The 16,190-nt window shown below is 55.1% G+C and carries 16 protein-coding genes; 1 reads left to right on the top strand and 15 read right to left on the bottom strand.

What is annotated here, in order from left to right; genetic code table 11:
• Positions 1–16: 16 nt before the first annotated feature.
• The 8 genes from JY391_RS09890 to hinT all read right to left on the bottom strand — a co-directional run bounded on the left by JY391_RS09890 (position 17) and on the right by hinT (position 6,105).
• Positions 17–556 carry a glycine zipper 2TM domain-containing protein gene (locus JY391_RS09890; protein WP_060571338.1) on the bottom strand — a complete coding sequence of 180 codons (540 nt, stop codon included), beginning with the start codon at positions 554–556 and terminating at the stop codon, positions 17–19.
• Positions 557–757: 201 nt separating this feature from the next.
• Positions 758–2,062: an NADH-quinone dehydrogenase gene (gene ndh / locus JY391_RS09885; protein ID WP_042283686.1), complete on the bottom strand. Its 1,305-nt coding sequence runs from the start codon at positions 2,060–2,062 to the stop codon at positions 758–760.
• A gap of 246 nt (positions 2,063–2,308) precedes the next feature.
• Positions 2,309–2,851, bottom strand: a complete 543-nt coding sequence (ycfP, locus tag JY391_RS09880; protein WP_042283688.1) for an alpha/beta hydrolase YcfP — start codon at positions 2,849–2,851, stop codon at positions 2,309–2,311.
• A gap of 21 nt (positions 2,852–2,872) precedes the next feature.
• Complete coding sequence (gene nagZ / locus JY391_RS09875; RefSeq protein WP_042283690.1) at positions 2,873–3,898, bottom strand: beta-N-acetylhexosaminidase; 1,026 nt, start codon at positions 3,896–3,898, stop codon at positions 2,873–2,875.
• A 10-nt stretch (positions 3,899–3,908) separates the two neighbouring features.
• A complete protein-coding gene (thiK, locus tag JY391_RS09870; RefSeq protein WP_211935652.1) occupies positions 3,909–4,733 on the bottom strand; it encodes a thiamine kinase in 825 nt (274 codons plus the stop codon).
• Positions 4,714–5,358 carry a penicillin-binding protein activator LpoB gene (gene lpoB / locus JY391_RS09865; RefSeq protein WP_042283696.1) on the bottom strand — a complete coding sequence of 215 codons (645 nt, stop codon included), beginning with the start codon at positions 5,356–5,358 and terminating at the stop codon, positions 4,714–4,716. Before lpoB ends, thiK begins: the two co-directional genes overlap by 20 nt.
• Positions 5,359–5,368: 10 nt before the next feature.
• Complete coding sequence (locus JY391_RS09860) at positions 5,369–5,743, bottom strand: YcfL family putative periplasmic lipoprotein (protein ID WP_042283698.1); 375 nt, start codon at positions 5,741–5,743, stop codon at positions 5,369–5,371.
• Positions 5,744–5,745: 2 nt separating this feature from the next.
• On the bottom strand, positions 5,746–6,105 hold the full coding sequence (gene hinT, locus JY391_RS09855; protein WP_042283701.1) for a purine nucleoside phosphoramidase: 360 nt from the start codon (positions 6,103–6,105) through the stop codon (positions 5,746–5,748).
• Positions 6,106–6,453: 348 nt separating this feature from the next.
• On the opposite strand from hinT, the gene fhuE reads away from it, so the two are divergent.
• Entirely contained in the window at positions 6,454–8,649 is a 2,196-nt protein-coding gene (fhuE, locus tag JY391_RS09850) for a ferric-rhodotorulic acid/ferric-coprogen receptor FhuE (RefSeq protein WP_211935651.1), read from the top strand.
• 98 nt (positions 8,650–8,747) lie between these two features.
• Here fhuE and ptsG read toward each other — a convergent pair whose 3' ends face one another.
• The 7 genes from ptsG to fabF all read right to left on the bottom strand — a co-directional run bounded on the left by ptsG (position 8,748) and on the right by fabF (position 16,107).
• Positions 8,748–10,181: a PTS glucose transporter subunit IIBC gene (gene ptsG, locus JY391_RS09845; RefSeq protein WP_042283707.1), complete on the bottom strand. Its 1,434-nt coding sequence runs from the start codon at positions 10,179–10,181 to the stop codon at positions 8,748–8,750.
• A 293-nt stretch (positions 10,182–10,474) separates the two neighbouring features.
• Positions 10,475–11,272, bottom strand: coding sequence for a metal-dependent hydrolase (locus JY391_RS09840; protein WP_211935650.1), 798 nt, complete (start codon positions 11,270–11,272; stop codon positions 10,475–10,477).
• Positions 11,273–11,282: 10 nt separating this feature from the next.
• A complete protein-coding gene (gene holB / locus JY391_RS09835; protein WP_211935649.1) occupies positions 11,283–12,287 on the bottom strand; it encodes a DNA polymerase III subunit delta' in 1,005 nt (334 codons plus the stop codon).
• Positions 12,284–12,925 (bottom strand): dTMP kinase, encoded by a 642-nt coding sequence (tmk, locus tag JY391_RS09830; protein WP_211935648.1) that lies wholly within the window; start codon positions 12,923–12,925, stop codon positions 12,284–12,286. Before tmk ends, holB begins: the two co-directional genes overlap by 4 nt.
• Positions 12,915–13,937 carry a cell division protein YceG gene (gene yceG, locus JY391_RS09825; protein ID WP_211935647.1) on the bottom strand — a complete coding sequence of 341 codons (1,023 nt, stop codon included), beginning with the start codon at positions 13,935–13,937 and terminating at the stop codon, positions 12,915–12,917. Before yceG ends, tmk begins: the two co-directional genes overlap by 11 nt.
• Positions 13,938–13,939: 2 nt before the next feature.
• The gene (pabC, locus tag JY391_RS09820; RefSeq protein WP_211935646.1) at positions 13,940–14,749 is read right to left on the bottom strand and encodes an aminodeoxychorismate lyase; all 810 of its coding nucleotides are present in this window, start codon (positions 14,747–14,749) and stop codon (positions 13,940–13,942) included.
• Positions 14,750–14,865: 116 nt separating this feature from the next.
• Positions 14,866–16,107 carry a beta-ketoacyl-ACP synthase II gene (gene fabF, locus JY391_RS09815; RefSeq protein WP_042283721.1) on the bottom strand — a complete coding sequence of 414 codons (1,242 nt, stop codon included), beginning with the start codon at positions 16,105–16,107 and terminating at the stop codon, positions 14,866–14,868.
• Between the last annotated feature and the right edge of the window lie 83 nt (positions 16,108–16,190).

The following is a 16,190-nucleotide window of genomic DNA, read 5'->3' as shown; positions in this document are numbered from 1 at the left end:
GCAGAGTACAGCTTTTTTATGCTTTGTTATTCAGAATCAACTGGCCGTTGTTATCCAGCGGAATTTGTGTACCCGGATCTTTATCCATCCGGATTTTGCCCTGCTGATCGCCGATCTTGTAGGTCACGTCGTAGCCGAGCATTTTTTCCGATTTGTCATAGACGGTTTTGCAACGCTGCTGCGTAGAGGTGTAGGTGTCGTTTTCCTGCATTGATCCCTGGATCTGGTTACCCGCGTAACCACCGCCCAGCGCCCCGACAACAGTGGCGACATCTTTGCCACGGCCCCCGCCAAACTGATGACCAATCACTCCGCCAGCCACTGCGCCAAGAACAGAACCGGCGATGCGGTTTTCATCCTGGACAGGTCTGCGGTGGGTCACCGTGACGTTACGGCACTCCTGACGTGGGGTCTTAATGGTTTCTTTGATAGGTGTTGCAGAAACCACTTGCGCATACTGCGGGCCGCGATCAAAGACGTTCAGACTGGCCACCGCCGCCACGCCCAGCGCAGCAGCTACGCCAATCCCTATACCCGCCAACATTGATTTATTCACGGGAAATCCTCCTTCTTTGCTATTGGTAACAATATTGCAACTAAAGCAAGCAGAAGCCCATCAGATTGCGGATGAAAATATCGTGGGTTGACCTTAAAACAGCATGATTCAGAGAACTCTGAGGAGAGCGACAGGAATATTCAGTGTGCAGAACGGCGCAGACGCCCAGCGCCGCCATTGGCGACGCTGGGAGGAAGGTAATTAATGCAGCTTCAGACGCGGACGGATAACGCGGTTAATACTGCCCACCAGCATCATCAACCCGGTTTTGAAGTAACCGTGCAATGCAATCTGGTGCATCCGGTACAAAGAGATATACACGAAGCGGGCAATGCGCCCCTCGATCATCATCGAACCTTTGGTCAGGTTCCCCATCAGACTGCCAACGGTAGAAAAGTTAGACAACGAAACCAGCGAGCCATGGTCTTTATACTGGTATGCCTTCAGCGGTTTACCGTTCATTTGCGCCAGAATGTTATTCATCGCGCAGGTCGCCATCTGATGCGCAGCCTGGGCGCGCGGTGGAACAAATCCGCCTTCCGGACGCGCACAGGAAGCACAGTCGCCAATCGCATACACGTCAGGATCGCGGGTGGTTTGCAGCGTGGGCTCCACCACCAGTTGATTAATACGGTTGGTTTCGAGACCGCCGATCTCCTTCATGAAGTCCGGCGCTTTAATCCCTGCCGCCCAGACCATCAGGTCGGCTTCAATGTATTCGCCGTCTTTCGTGTGTAAACCGCCCGCGTCGGCGCTGGTCACCATTGTCTGGGTCAGTACGCGGACGCCCAGTTTGCTCAGTTCATTATGCGCCGCGCCAGAAATGCGTGGCGGCAGCGCAGGCAGGATGCGCTCGCCCGCTTCCACCAGCGTGACGTTCAGCGCTTCGTTGGTCAACCCTTTGTAGCCATAGCTGTGCAATTGTTTCACTGCGTTATGCAGTTCAGCCGAAAGCTCAACGCCGGTTGCCCCACCGCCGACAATGGCGATATTCACCTTGCCGTTCGCGCCCAGGTTCGCGGAGTATTTCAGGAACAGGTTGAGCATTTCCTGATGGAAACGGCGCGCCTGATGCGGGTTGTCGAGGAAGATGCAATGCTCTTTCACCCCCGGCGTGTTGAAATCGTTAGAAGTACTGCCCAGCGCCATCACCAGCGTGTCGTATGCGATTTTGCGCTCCGGCACCAACAGTTCGCCTTTCTCGTCGCGCAGTTCGGCAATGGTAATTGTTTTGGCCTCGCGATCGATATCCATTACCGACCCCAACTGGAACTGGAAGCCGTGATTCCGCGCGTGCGCCAGGTAGCTCAGCGCATCCACGCCTTCATCAAGAGACCCCGTCGCCACTTCGTGCAGCAGGGGTTTCCACAGATGGCTATGATTTCTGTCAACCAGCGTAATCTTCGCTTTTTTCTTGCGGCCCAGTTTGTGCCCCAGTTGCGTAGCCATTTCCAGCCCGCCAGCACCCCCGCCGACAATCACGATCTTTTTCAATGGTGTAGTCAACGCGACCCCCTTAAATGATTAACCAATTGTTAATTAAAAGTTATTAACATAGCCTTTAATTAACAACAGGTTACGACAATGAAAATGTTCTTCGAGAGTGAGAATAACACATGCGGTGCATTGGTCATACCAAAATTGATGTGCATCAAGTTTTGATGCTGAAAAGATAGACACCTTCTGCCACTTCGCCAAAAAAAACCAGCCCGAAGGCTGGCGGTCAGGACGCGCATACGCAGTGGTTGACGGTCAACCCAGCGTTTTGAACGCTTTGATTCGCTGCAGATGGGGTGAAATATTCTTGAACTTATGCGTCTGTTCTTCATCCCATACAATTTCGTAAAAATGGTGCAGTTCTTCAGAAGAGCGCTGACTGTCAAGCGCTTCGTCATGACGGGAAAGAATCACCAGGCAGCGGTCGCGGTTCTTTTCACGGAAGTTCGTCACGCATTTGGTGGCGATATCGGCGTATTCTTCCGGGCGGTCGATTTTGCCTTCCATGTTCTCATACGGGAACAGGTTCGGATTAAACACCACCTGACGGATGTCGCACAGAAAGCCGATGCGCTCGGCCCAGTAGCCTCCCAGACCCACACCGCAAATCAGCGGACGATCGTCAACGTTAAGCTGCAACATTTTGTCCACTTCCTTCAGCAGATGTTGCATGTCATGTTTCGGATGCCGCGTGCTGTAGCTGATCAGCCTGACGTCCGGGTCGATAAACTGCAACTGCAACACTTTTTCGTGGTTACCCGGGCTGTTAGAGTCAAAACCGTGTAAATAGATAATCATCGCACCCTCACCAAACTTGCGTTAATGACCTGCTTTTTCTTCCTGCCAGCGTTCGTGTAACTGGTTGAGCTGCGCGCTGACCTGTTTCCAGCGTGCCGAGTCCATCAGTTCCTGACGAGAAAATGAACCTTTATGATACAAACGTGTAACACGTTCTGCTTTGATCGGCGACAGATTATCCAGCACGCTGACCGCACCTTTACGATTATTGCAGACCAGGATCATATCGCAACCTGCATCCAGCGACGCCTGGCCGCGCTCGGCATAGCTGCCCATGATCGCCGCCCCTTCCATCGAGAGGTCGTCGGAGAAAATCACCCCGTCAAAACCCAGCTCCTGACGCAGGACCGTTTTCAGCCAGTGCGACGAGCCGCTTGCCGGACGCGGATCAACCTCGCTGTAAATCACATGCGCAGGCATAATCGCATCAAGTTTGTTGTCGGTAATCAGCGAACGGAACACGGACATATCTTTAGCGCGAATTTCCGCTTCCGGGCGCGGATCGGTCGGCGTCTCTTTATGCGAATCGGCGGTCACCGCGCCGTGACCCGGAAAATGTTTACCGGTGGTTTTCATGCCCGCGGCATGCATCCCGTCGATAAAGCGCGTCGCCATCGCCAGCGCTTTTGCCGGATCGGCATGATAGGATCGCTCGCCAATCGCGGCGCTGATATGCCCGACATCAAGTACCGGCGCAAAACTGATGTCGATATCCATTGCTATCATTTCGCTGGCCATCAGCCAGCCTGCGTCTTCCGCCAGTTTGCCGCCCTCTTCCATCCCGTGTAGCGCGGCAAAAGACTGAGCGGCAGGCAGTCGGGTAAAGCCTTCGCGAAAGCGCTGTACGCGGCCGCCTTCCTGATCCACCGCCACCACCAGATGATTGCGCGACGCCGCGCGGATCTGGCGCACCAGTTCGCGCAGCTGCGCCGGATCGTGATAATTACGCGTGAAGAGGATCAAACCACCGACCAGCGGATGGGCCAAAATTTCCCGTTCTTCCGCATCCAGTTCAAACCCTTCGACATCCAACATAACTGGACCCACACTGCTCTCCTTAATCCTTCGTTAAAAGCTGCCGCCAGGTTGCGTCGGCCAGCCCGATAAAGTGTTGTTCGCCGGTCTGTCGCCAGCGGTATTCATACCATCCTGCCTTCAGCATCTGTACCCACGGATCCCAGCGTCGGACCTGCTGCCACAGGCTTTCCGGCGACATATTGCCGCGCACCGCATAGTCGTTCACCAGTTGCCGGCGCCGGGCCACATCGTCCACCCACACCGCCGCCAGCTCAAGCGCGATATCGCCGTCCCCGGCGTACTCCCAGTCGATTAACTTTAGCCCCGACTCAGTGTGTACGATGTTTCCGGCGTGGACATCCATGTGCAGTGGCGCCAGACGCAGCGGTTGTGGCTCCCCTTGCTGACGCAAACGTTTTAACCGCCTCAGCCAGCGCGGCGTTCTGCGTGACGGATCGCTGCCTCGCCAGTACTGTTCAAGCAGCGGCAGAAGGTGAATACGCCAACCGAAGCGCGGCTGCTGATGCAGATAATACAGCAAGCCCGCGAGTTCGTCGGTATCCGGCAATTGCGATCTTACCTCGCCGCGCAGATAGTCCACCGCCATCCAGCCGGGAATATACAGACGCGGCTTCGGCGCAAGACGTTCAGGTAGGCGATTAAGCGCACGGTACTGGCGCAAAAATGGGTATCCGCGCGCATCGGGATCGTGATGGCGGCGAAGCACCAGACGCGTTTCGGCGCTGGCCAGGATAACGCTCCCGCCGCTGAGACCGGTCTGACCGTCAGCAACGGGGCGATAATGCGGAAAGAAGCGCGACAAGACCTCGTCGCGCGACAGCGCGTTATTGTTGCTGAACGGCACCTTTACCTGACCAGATTATCTCGCCAGTTTGTACCAGCATTAATTGCATTTGCAGCGATGGCGCATTGACGTTGCCGGCGGCGCTGGAATACAGCACATAGTGCGCGCCAACGTTGCGGGCAATACCAATGGCTTTACTACGCGTTCCCAGGCTGTCCTGCGGAGAAAGGCCTAACTGCTGTTTCGCCATCGACAACTGCTGGGCGGAGACCAGCGTAAACTTGCCGTTGTTAGCCAGCGCGTTGCGCAGGGTTTCCGTGGCGTCGCTCGCGTTCAACGACCCGTTTGTCCGGTTGTTGACGCTGTCCACCAGCAGCACGCTGCCCGAGGTTACGCCATCGGCCTGCAGCATTTTAGCCACCATCGGCTGCATGGCGCCATTCCAGTCGTAGTGACGAACGCGAGGCGCAGGCGCCGCCGTCTGATCTTCATGCTCAATTGGACCAGGCTGACCCGGGATTTCCGGCACAGAAGGTACGACAGGCGCAGGCTGCTGAGGCTGCGCGGGCTGCTCCGGCACCGGTTTGACTTCTTCCACTGGCGCAGGCTCACGCTGCGCCACACAGCCGGAAAGCACTATCGCCAGCCCGGCTAACAGTGCATAGCGACTCAATTTACTCTTCAAGATTCACCCCTTACAAAAAAAGATAAAGTCTGACTTTGTGCGCCCCCAGATAATTGGCGCTGCCATAGAGCGTGACCGACGAACGCGCCGGAACTGTCACGCTGCGTGGCGCTTCCAGAGGATGCATTTCTAATCCTCTGGCGTCATACCAGTAAAAACGATAATGAACGGTAACGGGCTCTTGCCTTTCGTTGTACAGCACTGAAGACGCGGAAGGCTGAAGATCAGAGGTCCTCAACGACGGCGGCTGCGCCGTGATCCCCGCAGCCAGCAGCGTTGATTCCATCACCAGAGACTGCTCGTCGCTGACCGGTATTTCAGGATGCGAACGACACCCCGCCAGCAGCAGCAGTCCCAGCGAAAGCGCAAGGCATCCTTTTTTCATCATTACAGCCCTTTATGCGCAAGCATAGGTCCTAGCGCGCGGCCCCCCAGCAGGTGCATGTGGATGTGATACACCTCCTGGCCGCCGTGACGGTTAGTATTCATAATCAGGCGATAGCCATCTTCTGCGATGCCTTCCTGCGCAGCAATTTTCGCCGCTACGGTGATCATTCGTCCCAGCGCCTGTTCATGCTCGGCAGTGACATCATTGACCGTCGGGATCAGAATATTGGGGATAATCAGGATGTGGGTGGGCGCCTGCGGTGAGATATCCCGGAATGCGGTAACCAGTTCATCCTGGTAAACAATGTCTGACGGGATTTCACGACGAATAATTTTGCTGAATATAGTTTCTTCTGCCACGACGTTTTCCTTTTCTTAAAATTGCCATGCGTGATGCCATGCTACGCTGAGCCACACTGCCAGTATAGAGTATGATCGACTTAAAGCCGCTCTTTCAACCTTAAGCCACGATTTCTTAAGCAAAAAACGCGCATTGCCGTACAGGTTCTCTGCTTTCCCCTCCCCGCGACGTCTAAAAGTTCTGAAACAAGATTTCAGAAAGCCTGTAACCTCTGTTTACACAGTGAATATGAATGCGTATATTTCGCATTTGCATTTTCATGCGCAATGATAAGCCAGACAATAAAAAAGGGTTCATCGCCGCCCCGCGCAGCCTGAATCACTATCTTCACTATTAAGGGTTTTCTCATGTCTTTCATCACACACCGCAGGGACGAACAGCGCCAACCTGCCGCAACCCCATCGTTGCTGGCAGCCTGTATCGCAGTGGCAATGATGCCCTCCGCAAGTTTCGCAGCTTCCGTTACCGAAGATACCGTCATTGTGGACGGTTCCGCCCCGGACATTTCTGATGCCAGCGATGAACACGATTACAGCGTAAAAACCACCAACGCCGCCACGAAAATGGCAATGACGCAGCGCGATATTCCGCAATCGGTAAGCATCGTCAGCCAGCAGCGTATGGAAGACCAAAAACTGCACACTCTCGGCGACGTGATGGATAACACGCTGGGAATTAGCCGAAGCCAGGCGGATTCGGACCGCAGCAGCTATTATTCGCGCGGGTTTGAGATCGACAATTATATGGTCGACGGTATTCCTACGTACTTTGAATCGCGCTGGAATCTCGGTGACGCGTTGTCCGACACCGCGCTTTTTGAACGCGTGGAAGTGGTGCGCGGCGCCAACGGTCTGATGACAGGAACCGGCAACCCGTCGGCCTCCATCAATATGATCCGCAAGCATGCCACCCGTCGGGAGTTTACGGGAGATGTTTCTGCGGAATACGGCAGCTGGAATAAACAGCGTTACGTGATGGATCTGCAAAGTCCGCTTACGGATGACGGAAATGTTCGCGCGCGCGTCGTGGCCGGTTATCAAAATAATGACTCATGGCTGGATCGCTACACTAGCGAAAAAACCTTCTTCTCCGGTATTCTCGACGCGGATTTGGGCGAGAGCACCAGCCTGGCGGCAGGTTATGAATATCAAAAAATCGATGTGAACAGCCCGACATGGGGCGGCCTGCCGCGCTGGAACACCGACGGCAGCAAAAACAGCTATGATCGCGCCCGTAGCACAGCGCCGGACTGGGCTTACAACGATAAAGAGATCAACAAGGTTTTCGTCACACTCAAGCAGCGCTTTGCCGATACCTGGCAGGCAACAATGAATGCCACTCACTCTGAAGTGAAATTCGACAGTAAGACAATGTATATCGATGCGTTAGTTAATAAAGCCGACGGTACGCTGGTTGGCCCTTACGCCAGCTATGGCCCCGGTTTTGACTACGTAGGCGGTACCGGCTGGAACAGCGGTAAGCGTAAGGTCGACGCGGTGGATCTGTTTGCCGACGGCGGCTACGACCTGTTTGGTCGTCAGCATAACCTGATGTTCGGTGGTAGCTACAGTAAGCAAAATAACCGCTATTTCAGTTCATGGGCGAATGTTTTCCCGGACGAAATTGGCAATTTCGCTGACTTCAACGGTCATTTCCCACAAACACAATGGACGCCGCAGTCGCTGGCCCAGGATGACACCACGCATATGAAGTCGTTGTATGCCGCGACCCGTGTTTCTCTGGCTGACCCGCTGCATCTGATCCTCGGCGCGCGCTACACTAACTGGCGTATCGACACCCTGACCTACAGCATGGAGAAAAACCATACCACGCCGTATGCCGGTCTGGTTTATGACATCAACGATAACTGGTCCACCTATGCCAGCTATACATCGATCTTCCAGCCGCAGAACAAGCGCGACAGCTCGGGTAAATACCTTTCCCCCATCACCGGAAATAACTATGAGGTGGGCCTGAAATCTGACTGGATGAATAGCCGTCTGACCACCACCCTGTCTCTGTTCCGCATCGAGCAGGACAACCTTGCTCAGTCCACCGGTTCACCTATCGCCGGGAGCAACGGAGAGACCGCGTATAAAGCCGCGAACGGCACCGTCAGCAAAGGGGTCGAATTTGAGATCAACGGCGCGATCACCGATAACTGGCAGATGACCTTTGGCGCAACGCGCTACCTCGCTGACGATAACGAAGGCAATGCGGTGAATCCGTATCTGCCGCGCACGTCGGTCAAACTGTTCACCCGTTATCGCCTGCCGGCGATGCCAGAACTGACCGTTGGCGGCGGCGTTAACTGGCAGAACCGCGTCTACAGCGATACCGTCACGCCATACGGCACTTTCCGCGCGGAACAGGGCAGCTATGCGCTGGTGGATCTTTTCACCCGCTACCAGGTGACCAAAAACTTTTCGTTGCAGGGTAACGTGAACAATCTGTTTGATAAAACCTACGACACCAACATCGAAGGGTCTATCGTGTACGGCGAACCGCGTAACGTGAGCATCACCGCCACGTATCAGTTCTGATCTAGCTGCCGGACCCTGTTCGGCTTTTCATACGCACCGATCAGGATGTAAAAAAGGCAGCCATGCGGCTGCCTTAGTTCTCCCCAACGTCTTACTGCTTAGCTGTTACGGATATATTCATCCATTTCCGTTTTCAGGTTATCGGATTTTGTACCGAAAATCGCCTGAACGCCAGAACCTGCAACAACCACGCCTGCCGCACCCAGTTTTTTCAGGCCAGCCTGATCCACTTTCGCGACGTCAGCCACGCTGACACGCAGACGGGTAATACACGCGTCCAGGTTGGTGATGTTTTCTTTACCACCAAATGCCGCCACCAGTGCCGGAGCCATTTCGCTGGTCGCGCCCGCTTTCGCGTCGTCAGTGCTGTCTTCACGACCCGGCGTTTTCAGGTCCAGCGCCTTGATCAGAACGCGGAAGACGGTGTAGTAAACGATCGCATAACCTGCGCCGACAATCGGGAACAGCCACAGTTTGCTGCTGTTACCGGACAGGACGATAAAATCGATCAGACCGTGCGAGAAGGAAGTACCGTCACGCATACCCAGCAGGATACAAATTGGGAACGCCAGACCGGCCAGGATCGCGTGGATAATGTACAGGATCGGCGCAACGAACATGAAGGAGAACTCGATCGGCTCGGTGATACCGGTCAGGAACGAGGTCAGCGCTGCGGAGATCATGATACCGCCCACTTTCGCGCGGTTTTCCGGTTTAGCCGAGTGCCAGATGGCGATAGCCGCCGCCGGCAGACCATACATTTTGAACAGGAAGCCGCCGGACAGTTTGCCCGCCGTCGGGTCGCCCGCCATATAGCGAGGAATGTCGCCGTGGAAGACCTGACCTGCCGCGTTGGTGTATTCGCCGATCTGCATCTGGAAAGGAACGTTCCAGATATGGTGCAGACCAAACGGCACCAGGCAACGCTCAATGAAGCCGTAGATACCGAACGCCACAACCGGGTTCTGGTAAGCCGCCCACTGCGAGAACGTCTGGATAGCCGTACCGATAGGCGGCCAGATAAAGGAGAGGATCACGCCGGTAAAGATTGCCGCCAGGCCGGAGATGATCGGCACAAAGCGCTTACCAGCAAAGAAGCCAAGATACTCAGGCAGCTTGATGCGGTAGAAACGGTTGAACATGTACGCCGCAATCGCACCGGAGATAATCCCCCCGAGAACACCGGTATCCGCAAGGTGTTTTGCTGCGATCTCTTCAGCCGGTAAATGCAGAACCAGCGGCGCAACCACGGCCATGGTTTTCACCATGATGCCATAGGCAACCACCGCCGCCAGAGCGGACACGCCGTCGTTGTTGGTAAAACCAAGCGCGACACCGATAGCGAAAATAAGCGGCATGTTTGCAAAAACAGAACCGCCTGCTTCTGCCATGACATGCGAGACAACGGCTGGCAGCCAGCTGAAGTTTGCGGAACCGACGCCCAGCAGGATACCTGCGATAGGCAATACGGATACCGGCAGCATCAGCGATTTACCGACCTTTTGCAGGTTAGCAAATGCATTCTTAAACATAATTAGGAGTGCTCCTGAGTATTGGTGTTTTTCTACGTTTTCACGCATTAGCAAGGGGGGAGAGCCTCGCCGTGGACAGGGCATCTAAGCGCCCTTTATTTATTACACAGAGTAAAATAAATCAGCTTATTTTTGTTTGACGACCATCACGTTTCAACTCCGCCCGATGCCATAAGTTGCACATTTTGACAAAAATCGTTTCATAATGTGTCAAGCTGTTCATTCACCGCCCAGTTTGTGGCGGTGAACTTTACTCGCTTTGCTGATTAATTACGAGCTTTAAAAAAACTCGCTTAAGAGGCGGATTGTAGGCGGGAAGCGTCGATATGGAACAGGCGGGCAAAGTTATCGGTGGTGATTTGCGCCAGTTCTTCAACGGCAACACCCTTCAATACGGCCATGTATTCCGCAACATCACGTACCATTGCCGGCTGGTTCTCTTTGCCACGGTGCGGAACCGGAGCGAGATAAGGAGAATCCGTCTCCACCAACAGGCGATCCAACGGCACGTAGCGTGCGGCATCGCGTAACTGCTCGGCGTTACGGAAGGTCACAATACCGGAAAAGGAGATATAAAAGCCTAAATCCAGTAATTTACCCGCCGTTTCTCTGTCTTCAGTAAAACAGTGTAGTACGCCACCGCAATCCGTCACCTTTTCATTACGCAGAATCGTCAGCGTGTCGGCGCGGGCGTCACGAGTGTGCACAATCACCGGTTTGTTCAGCTCACGGCCAATCTGAATATGATGAATAAATGACGCCTGCTGACGAACCTTCGTTTCGGGGGTGTAATAATAGTCCAGCCCGGTTTCCCCCATCGCCACAACGCCCTCTTCTGCCGCCAGTCGCCGCAGTTCTTCCACTTCGAACGGCTCATCCTGGTTAAGCGGATGTACGCCGCAGGAGAACACCACGTTATCGCGCTCACCCACCAGCTCGCGCATCGCGCGGTAGCCTGGCAGCGTGGTCGCCACCGCCAGACAGAACTTCACATCGCGTGCGGCGGCTTTCGTCAGCACATCGTTCACGTCCTTATGCAGAGATTGATAATCCAGGCCATCAAGATGGCAGTGCGAGTCGACTAAAAACATAATGTCTCTCTTAAAGATGGGAAACTGGCAACACAGCGCCAGGTTGCAGGTAATGCTCAATTTGTAAAAGGAGATCGGTTAAGACCAGTTCACGGTTTATTGCCGTCACACTGAGCAACTGTTCACGGCAATGGCAGACGGCGCTCAGGATCGCCTGGATCCGGTTTGTAGACAGTTGCCCGGCAAGCATTGCCACCAGCTCTCCGGCATCCGCATTGGTTAACCATGTCGCCCCATGCTGGCGCTTCAGCGCATCCATCAGCAGGGTCGCCAGCCAGTGTAGGCTCGCGGGCGCATGCTCATGATTCAACACCGGCAGCAAGCTGTACCAGTCACCGCCGGGCACGCTGCCTGAAAGCGACTGGCACAGCGCTTCGCGTTGCGCCCAACCGTCGGATTGCAGTAATGCCAGCGCCGCGCCCGGCGAGCCTGCGCTCAGGCGCAGCGCGGTCAACAGCGACGTTTGTGACACCGTCACTTCTCGCGCGAGCCACGTGATCGCATAGTTTTCCGCAGGTGGCGCAAGGTGATGCAAACGACAGCGGCTGCGCAACGTCGCCAGAAGACGCGCAGGTTCCCGCGTAGCGAGAAAGAACCACGTTTGCTCAGGCGGTTCCTCCAGGGTTTTAAGCAAGGCGTTCGCCGCGGCATCGGTCAACAGCGCCGCGTCGGGGATCCACACCACTTTCGCCCCGCCAAGACGCGCCCGCTCGTAGAGTTTCTCCCCCACTTCGCGAACCGCGTCGATGCCCAGCACGTTTTTCCCTTTTTCCGGAAACAGGGAATAATAGTCCGGATGCGTGCCCGCCTGCATCAGCTGGCAGCCGCGGCAGTGGCCGCAGCTTTTATGACCGTCCGGCTGCTGACAGAGCAGAAATCGGCTGAGCGCGTAGATCAGGGCATCATCGCCCATTCCCGGCAGTGCCTGGATCAGTAGCGCATGGTGACCCCGTCCTTCCTGATAGCTTGCTACCAGTTTTTCAAAGTCCGGTCGTAACCATGGATACCATTTCATGCGCCCTGCTCCTTCACCCACCCGGTCACAGTGGTACGAATAGCATTCATTACAACGTCCAGCGGCTGCGTCGCATCAATCGTGCGAATGCTTGCATCCTGGGCCGCCAACTCCAGATAGCGGGCGCGGGTGCGATTAAAGAAGTCAAAAGACTCCTGCTCAATACGGTCCAGCTCGCCGCGCGCGCGCGCGCGTTTCAGCCCAACTTCAGGCGTAACATCCAGATAAAGCGTCAAATCCGGCCGGAAATCGCCGAGTACCGCGTCACGCAGTGTGGCAAGCATCTGCTGATCGATACCGCGTCCGCCGCCCTGGTACGCCTGGGTGGAAAGATCGTGACGGTCGCCAATCACCCACGTCCCTTTTGCCAGCGCGGGTTTAATGACCGTTTCCACAAGCTGGACGCGCGCTGCATAAAACATCAGCACTTCGGCTTTGTCGGTGATGATCTCATCGCCGACAGATTTGATGTCCAGCACCAGACTGCGCAGTTTTTCCGCCAATTGCGTGCCGCCCGGCTCGCGGGTAAAAACCATGTCGCGGATGCCGAGCTGTTCGAGCGTCTCAACCACGATATTTTTCGCGGTCGTTTTACCGGCGCCTTCCAGCCCCTCGATGACGATATACTTACTGCGCATTTTTTTCCTTAAGCACTTTCAGGTAGTCCTGCACAGACCGGTTATGGCTGGCAAGATTGGTATTAAACGTATGGCCCCCTTTGCCGTCGGCGACAAAATAGAGATACGGCGTTTTGGCCGGATGCGCCGCCGCCTTCAGCGAGGCTTCGCCCGGCATGGCGATCGGTCCTGGCGGCAGCCCGGTGATGGTATAGGTGTTATAGGCCGTCGGGGTTTCCAGATCTGCACGTGAGATCTTGCCATTATAGCGCTCACCCATCCCGTAAATCACCGTAGGATCGGTCTGCAGTCGCATTCCAACGCGCAGTCGGTTGATAAATACCGACGCAACCTGATCGCGTTCGCTGGCAACCGCCGTCTCTTTTTCGATGATCGAGGCCATGGTGACCAGTTGATTCTGATCTTTATACGGTAACCCCTCCGCGCGACCTTCCCAAACCTCATTAACCACTTTCACCATTTTTTGACGCGCGCGCTTAAGCAAGGCCACATCGGTTGTGTTGGCGGTGTACATCCAGGTATCAGGCCAGAACCAGCCTTCGAGACCGTCGGTTTCTTTCAGTTCAAGCGCCTTCGCCACGCTCGCGTAGCTATCGTCATTCAGGGTATGCTTGACGTAAGGCGCATCGCGCAGCTGTTTGAGATAGTCGCTAAGCCGCATCCCTTCCACAAAGCGCAGCGGAAATTGTGCCTCTTTTCCGCTTTCCAGCAGTTGCAGCATCTCCCGCACGGTCATTCCTGGCGTTAAGCGATACGTGCCCGCTTTGAAGTGCGAAAGCGTCGGTTCTACGCGCAGCAGCCACTGAAATACCCGGGGACGGTTCACAACCCGGTCGGCATACAGTTGCTCACCGAGCGCCAGACGACCCGTTCCCGGTTTGAGGGTAAAAATGGTTTCTTCTTTAATCAGGATCTTGCTGTCCGCCAGTTGGCGAACCTTCCACAATCCCACTCCCCCAGCAATGCCTAATACCACACCCAATAAGAGGACAGCGTATAACAATTTTTTCATGACTAATTCGGATACTCACACAGTGGGGCCAGGAATTCATAGAGCGCGCGTGAAGAGAGCGGCACAGCGTCAAAAGCGCAGACAGGAATAACCGGCATCAGCGCGTTACAAACCACGATTTCGTCAGCGCGGCGGACATCTTCTTCACGGGCACTGGTTTCGACAACCCGAAAAGACGATTGTGCCAGCTGCTGCAAACAGAATTGTCGCATTATGCCGTTGACACCTGCCAGATCGAGACGCGGTGTATAGACCACATTGTCTTTTCGCCAGAACACATTAGCCGCACAGCATTCCGTAACCCAACCTTCGCTGTCAAGAACCAGCGCCTCATCCGCCTCCGTCTGCTCAAGATGAGAACGAATCAGGACCTGTTCGAGACGGTTAAGATGTTTGATCCCGGCAAGCAGCGGGTTGCGACCAAGACGAACCGGGCTGAGGGTTAGCGTGATTCCTCGATTTCGCCAGTCATCGAAATGCGTCGGATACGGCGAAACGGACAGAATTCGGGTAGGCTGCGAGCAGTTTGCCGCGCTGTAGCCTCGACCGCCGCTGCCGCGGCTGATGATCACCTTCAGCACGCCACGTGAATGCCCCATGGCAAGCGTGTTCATTTCACGCTCAAGCTCATCCCAGAACTCAAAGGCGATCAGCAGTTTATTACAGGCATCCTGTAAACGCCGGAGATGCGCAGCCAGATGGCAAAGCTGACCGTCTAAAATACGTACGGTAGTAAAGCAGCCATCGCCAAACTGTATTGCGCGATCGCTTGCAGTAAGCGATTCCTGTTCACGACCATTTATCAAGAACATAGTGGCTCCTCATCGGTGGCCCGTTAGTGTGGCAGGATGACGAGTGCAGGACAAGGGAAGAAAACGCAATAAAAAAGGCCCGACGAGCGGACCTTTAAGCAACAACGGACAGGCGGTTAGATCTTTTTGAAGATCAAAGAACCGTTCGTGCCGCCAAAACCGAAGGAGTTACACAGCGCATACTCCATTCCACTGACCTGACGCGCTTCGTGCGGAACGAAGTCCAGATCGCAACCCTCATCCGGATTATCCAGGTTAATGGTTGGCGGAACAGCCTGATCGCGCAGCGCCAGGATGGAGTAGATGGATTCTACCGCGCCTGCCGCACCCAACAAGTGACCGGTCATGGATTTGGTAGAGCTGACCATCACACGGCTTGCCGCTTCGCCAAAGACAGACTTAACCGCCTGCGCTTCAGCTTTATCGCCTGCCGGGGTAGAGGTCCCGTGCGCGTTGACATAGCCAATCTGGCCCGGTTCAATCGCCGCATCACGCAGTGCGTTGACCATCGCCAGCGCCGCGCCTGCGCCATTTTCCGGCGGCGACGTCATATGGTATGCATCGCTGCTCATCCCGAAGCCAACGACTTCAGCATAAATTTTCGCGCCGCGTTTTTTCGCATGTTCATACTCTTCGAGTACAACCATCCCGGCACCGTCACCGAGCACAAAACCGTCACGCTCTTTATCCCACGGGCGGCTTGCCGCTTGCGGGTTGTCGTTACGTGTGGACAACGCACGCGCTGCGCCAAAGCCCCCCACGCCCAGCGGCGTACTGGCTTTTTCAGCACCGCCCGCAACCATCGCGTCCGCGTCGCCGTAAGCAATGATACGAGCGGCATGACCGATGTTGTGTACGCCTGAGGTACAGGCGGTTGCGATAGAAATGCTTGGCCCACGCAGGCCATACATGATGGTCAGGTGGCCTGCCACCATGTTAACAATCGTCGACGGAACGAAGAATGGGCTGATTTTACGCGGTCCACCGTTCACCAGAGAACTGTGGTTTTCCTCAATCAGACCGAGACCACCGATACCGGAACCAATAGCGGCGCCAATACGGGTTGCGTTCTCTTCCGTTACTTCAAGGCCAGAATCCTGCATGGCCTGGACGCCAGCGACAATTCCATATTGAATGAAGGCATCCATCTTGCGCTGTTCTTTACGCGAGATGATGTCATCACAGTTAAAATCCTTTACTAAGCCAGCAAATTTCGTTGCATAGGCGCTAGTATCGAAATGGTCGATCAGGCTGATGCCACTCTGACCGGCAAGGAGAGCTTTCCAGGTAGACTCTACGGTATTGCCGACAGGAGACAACATGCCCAGTCCGGTCACAACTACACGACGCTTAGACACGGTTGTCCTCCAGGGAGGGAAAAAAATTCTAGTGGGACAAAAAGATAAAACTCAGGCGGTCGAATGACCGCCTGGAGATGTTC

The organism is Citrobacter sedlakii, from assembly GCF_018128425.1.
GTDB classification, from domain to species: Bacteria; Pseudomonadota; Gammaproteobacteria; order Enterobacterales; family Enterobacteriaceae; genus Citrobacter_A; species Citrobacter_A sedlakii.
Note: the sequence above shows the minus strand (reverse complement) of the source record. Positions and strands in the feature narration are given on the sequence as shown.

Bases quoted from the DNA above. Each gene is read 5' to 3' on its own strand.
- ycfP (WP_042283688.1), bottom strand. From the start codon at position 2,851: ATGATTATCTATTTACACGGTTTTGACTCTAACAGCCCGGGTAACCAC.
- JY391_RS09860 (WP_042283698.1), bottom strand. From the start codon at position 5,743: ATGAAAAAAGGATGCCTTGCGCTTTCGCTGGGACTGCTGCTGCTGGCG.
- fhuE (WP_211935651.1), top strand. From the start codon at position 6,454: ATGTCTTTCATCACACACCGCAGGGACGAACAGCGCCAACCTGCCGCA.
- ptsG (WP_042283707.1), bottom strand. From the start codon at position 10,181: ATGTTTAAGAATGCATTTGCTAACCTGCAAAAGGTCGGTAAATCGCTG.
- JY391_RS09840 (WP_211935650.1), bottom strand. From the start codon at position 11,272: ATGTTTTTAGTCGACTCGCACTGCCATCTTGATGGCCTGGATTATCAA.
- holB (WP_211935649.1), bottom strand. From the start codon at position 12,287: ATGAAATGGTATCCATGGTTACGACCGGACTTTGAAAAACTGGTAGCA.
- tmk (WP_211935648.1), bottom strand. From the start codon at position 12,925: ATGCGCAGTAAGTATATCGTCATCGAGGGGCTGGAAGGCGCCGGTAAA.
- yceG (WP_211935647.1), bottom strand. From the start codon at position 13,937: ATGAAAAAATTGTTATACGCTGTCCTCTTATTGGGTGTGGTATTAGGC.
- pabC (WP_211935646.1), bottom strand. From the start codon at position 14,749: ATGTTCTTGATAAATGGTCGTGAACAGGAATCGCTTACTGCAAGCGAT.